The organism is Paraburkholderia sp., assembly GCF_034668105.1.
Taxonomy (GTDB): Bacteria; Pseudomonadota; Gammaproteobacteria; order Burkholderiales; family Burkholderiaceae; genus Paraburkholderia.
This window is the reverse complement of sequence record NZ_JAXDPY010000365.1, coordinates 1-3,936: the sequence shown is the minus strand read 5'-3', so window position 1 is coordinate 3,936 and position 3,936 is coordinate 1. Positions and strand designations below refer to the sequence as shown.

Genomic DNA, 3,936 nt, shown 5'->3' with positions numbered 1-3,936 from the left:
GGTCATCAATAAGCATTGCTGCCCACAAAACCCTTCCACAACGTCAGCACGACGATCTTGATGTCGAGCCAGAAGGTCCAGTGCTGCATGTAGTACAGATCGAGCTTGACGCGGCCCATCATCTTTTCGATGCGATCGGTTTCGCCGCGATAGCCGTTGATCTGCGCCCACCCGGTGATGCCTGGTTTGATCCGGTAACGGTGCATGTAGCCCTTCACCAGATCCTTGTAGATGTCGTCGTGTTCGAGCGCGTGGGGACGTGGGCCGACCACCGACATCTCGCCGCGCAGCACGTTGATGAATTGCGGCAATTCGTCGAGGCTGGTGCGCCGCAGGAACGCGCCGACCGCGGTGATGCGCGGATCGCGCCGCGTGGCCTGAGTGATCTTGCCGGCGTCTTCCTTGTGCATCTTCATCGAGCGAAACTTGTAGATCTCGAACTGGTTGCCGTCGATGCCCTTCCTCTTCTGGCGGAAGAACACCGGCCCTGGCGAGCTCAGCTTCACCATCAGCGCGATCACCAGCATCACCGGCGACAGCGCGGTCAACGCCGCGAGCGCGAACAGACGGTCGAAGATGCGTTTGGGCAGCACGCGCAGATCGGTGATCGGCGAGGCGGCCAGGTTGATCGCCGGGACGCCGAGCAGATCGACCATCGGCTGATTGAACAGCGTGAGGCTGCGCACGTCCGGAATGAAGCGGATGTTCACGAAGTCGTTCTTCAGGTCCATCACGAAGCGGTGAATGGCTTTTTCCTTCGAGATCGGCAGCGCGAGCCACAGTTCGCGAATCGCGCGTTGACGCACCAGTTGCAGCATCCGCGCGTAATCGCGTTCGACCGGCACGCCTTCGATCGAGTCGCTCGACTCCGGGTCTTCATACGGGTTGATCGTGCCGTCCTCGTCGAACACCACGACGGGGCTGAAGCCCGCTTCCGGACGGCTGCGCATCTGTTCGATCAGGAAGCGCCCGTAGGGCGCACCGCCGACGATCGCCACCGCGCGCTGATTGAAACCTTCGCGGCGCAAGCCCCGCAGGATCGAATAGACGATCACCTTGGTGACGATCAGCAGCACGATCGTGGCGAGCGCCCAGTAGACGAGCCACAGCCGTGACAGACTGTCCGAGCGGTGCAGGCTGAAACTGATCAGCACGCCGGTGACTTCCACCAGCACCCAGCCGCCCGCGACGCGGCACAGCAGGTCGTAGAGCGGCTTGCCGCGCCACGACTGATAGATCCCCAGCGCGGGAAAAAACACCACGACCAGCAGACAGTCGAACGCGAGCGACACGCTTTGGATATCGTCCAGCCACACCAGTTTCCCGTTGTGCACGGCCGTCGCAATGGCGGCGCCGAGCGCGACCATGGCGATGTCGATGATTCTCGATAGAACGCTCAGCATGTGCTGCCCCTCAGTTCGTCAGTCAAGTGCCATCCATGGGTTGGTTGAAGTCCCGGGTTGGATTCCCGATTTGCATATCGGTCCGTGCGCTGCTCGCACAACGCCGCGATCCGCGTCCGCGGATCAATGCGCGACGCGAAATGGAATGGACCGATGCTAATTGCCCTGCCGCTTTCCGCTCTAAAAAGCCGCTCTAGAAAATTCCTGAACGGCCGAGCCCGAAAACATGTGTCTGAATGAGTGAATACCCTTGTACAGGTATAGATAAAGCGATATTAAAATTCCCGTTGCAAGACCGCAAAATATCTCAAATTGTATCGGTCAAAAATTCGGTATTTTTTCTGAATTTTGTTCGGCAATTTTTACCTGATTGACCCTTTGAGAGGCCTGTTTTAGGCCTTTCCCGAGCGCATAGCCATCAGATCTGACTGTTCTCCGACGAAGCTTACGCCGCGCCTTTCGTCTCTATTCTGCGTCAATGTGCCGAATAAAAAAATTGCCTGTGATTTTTTTCTGGTAATTTTTCTTTTTTATAAAGCCCGCGGACATTTTTTCTTCACGAAATGGAGCGTTTTTATTAGACGTTTTATATAGTTTATATTTAACGCGCTTTTATTGATTCTTTACTTCGTGATAAAACTCGACGCATTCACCCCGTCTTCACCCAGCCTCGAGGAGTCCATCATGACAGCTCCGGTTACGGCCACTCCCGCCGACACCCGGTCCACGCAAGCTATGTCCCTTAACGTCAAACTCAAAGTTCATCCCGTGATTCTGGCGGGCGGCTCCGGCACACGGTTGTGGCCCATGTCGCGTGAACAGTATCCGAAACAACTGATTGGTTTGCTGGGCGAAGACTCGCTGCTGCAGTCCACGACGCGCCGTCTCGATGGGCTCGAAACCGCACACCTTCTCTCCGAGCAACTCGTGGTGGTCGCCAACGAAGAGCATCGCTTCACGACGGCCGAACAACTGCGTACGAGCGGCAAACCGAGCCGGCTGATTCTCGAACCGGCCGGCCGCGACACGGCGCCCGCGCTCACGGTGGCCGCCCTTTCGATCGCCGCGCAGGACGAAGACGGCATCATGGTCGTGATGCCCGCCGATCATGCGGTGACCGACATCGACGGTTTTCGTGCGGCGGTCGCCGCCGGTGTCGAGCACGCGGCGGCCGGCCATATCGTGACGATGGGGATCGTGCCGACGCGTCCGGAAACGGGCTACGGTTATATCCGCATCGGCGCGGCACTTGGCAGACCTGACGATATGCACGAGGCAGACCGCGAACCAGCCGGCAGGATCGGCGTGCACAAGCTCGATCGCTTCGTCGAAAAGCCGCATCTGGAACTGGCGCAGCGCTATATCGAATCGCAGGAATACTGGTGGAACAGCGGCATTTTCATCATGCGCGCATCCACGTGGCTGCGGGCGATCCGCCACTTCCAGCCGGCGATTTACGAAGCCTGCGAAGCGGCCTTCGCGGGCGGCAAGGCGGACGGCGATTTCTTCCGTCTGCAACGCGACGCGTTCAGCGCCTCGCCGTCGAATTCGATCGACTACGCAGTGATGGAGCAACTGGGCAACGATCAGACCGCCGCGTCCGGCGTGGTCGTGCCGTTGCAGGCGGGTTGGTCGGACGTGGGTTCGTGGGACGCGATCTGGGACATCTCGCAGAAAGACGCGGATCAGAACGTGGGCCGCGGCCGCGTGATGTTTGAAGGCGCGCACTCGACCTTCGCGCATTCGGAAGGACGCCTGATCGCCTGCGTCGGCACGCAGGATCTGGTGGTGGTCGAGACGGCCGATGCGATTCTGGTCGCGGACAAATCGCGCGTGCAGGATGTGAAGAAAATCGTCGGGCGGATTCGCAACGATGGCGGGCTGGAAGCGGCCAACCATCGCAAGGTCCATCGCCCGTGGGGCAACTACGATTCCGTCGACACCGGGGAGCGCTTCCAGGTCAAACGCATCGTCGTGAAGCCGGGTGCGCGGCTCTCGCTGCAAATGCACCATCACCGCGCGGAACACTGGATCGTCGTGCGCGGCACCGCGCTCGTCACGCGGGGTGAAGAGCGCTTCATCGTCTCCGAAAACGAATCGGCTTATATTCCGCTGGGTGTCACCCACCGTCTCGAGAACCCGGGCAAGATGCCGCTCGAAATGATCGAGGTGCAGTCGGGCTCGTATCTCGGCGAGGACGATATCGTGCGTTTCGACGACACGTATGGCCGCCAATGAAGTCCGTGGGTGACGGATGCAATTGACACACGCGAATCAATCGGGACCGCCGGTGAAGGATGCCGGCGTGTCAGGTTATCGGTGTCGACTCAATGTTGAATGAGCGTTGAATCCGCGTTGAATCCGCGCCAAAGCAATGTCCTGGCGAGGTCGGTGTGCGTCAAACAGACAACGTCAATGATTCACTGCGAATGAAGCGGGGAGCCTGCGGCGGTTGCTCCTACCGGCCGCGGGGTTACTGCTGCGGTGCCGCTGCCGCTGCGCTAGACGCCGTGCTTACAGCCGTGCTATCCGC

Annotated in this window: 2 protein-coding genes; one reads left to right on the top strand and one right to left on the bottom strand. The window is 59.5% G+C overall.

Translation table 11 applies throughout. The annotated features are described in order from the left end of the window. Nucleotides 1-5 precede the first annotated feature (5 nt). Complete coding sequence (locus QOC89_RS16445; protein WP_323045977.1) at nt 6-1,403, bottom strand: undecaprenyl-phosphate glucose phosphotransferase; 1,398 nt, start codon at nt 1,401-1,403, stop codon at nt 6-8. Between the two features lie 684 nt (nt 1,404-2,087). Here QOC89_RS16445 and QOC89_RS16440 point away from each other — a divergent pair. After that, the gene (locus QOC89_RS16440) at nt 2,088-3,641 is read left to right on the top strand and encodes a mannose-1-phosphate guanylyltransferase/mannose-6-phosphate isomerase (protein ID WP_323045976.1); all 1,554 of its coding nucleotides are present in this window, start codon (nt 2,088-2,090) and stop codon (nt 3,639-3,641) included. Nucleotides 3,642-3,936: the final 295 nt, after the last annotated feature.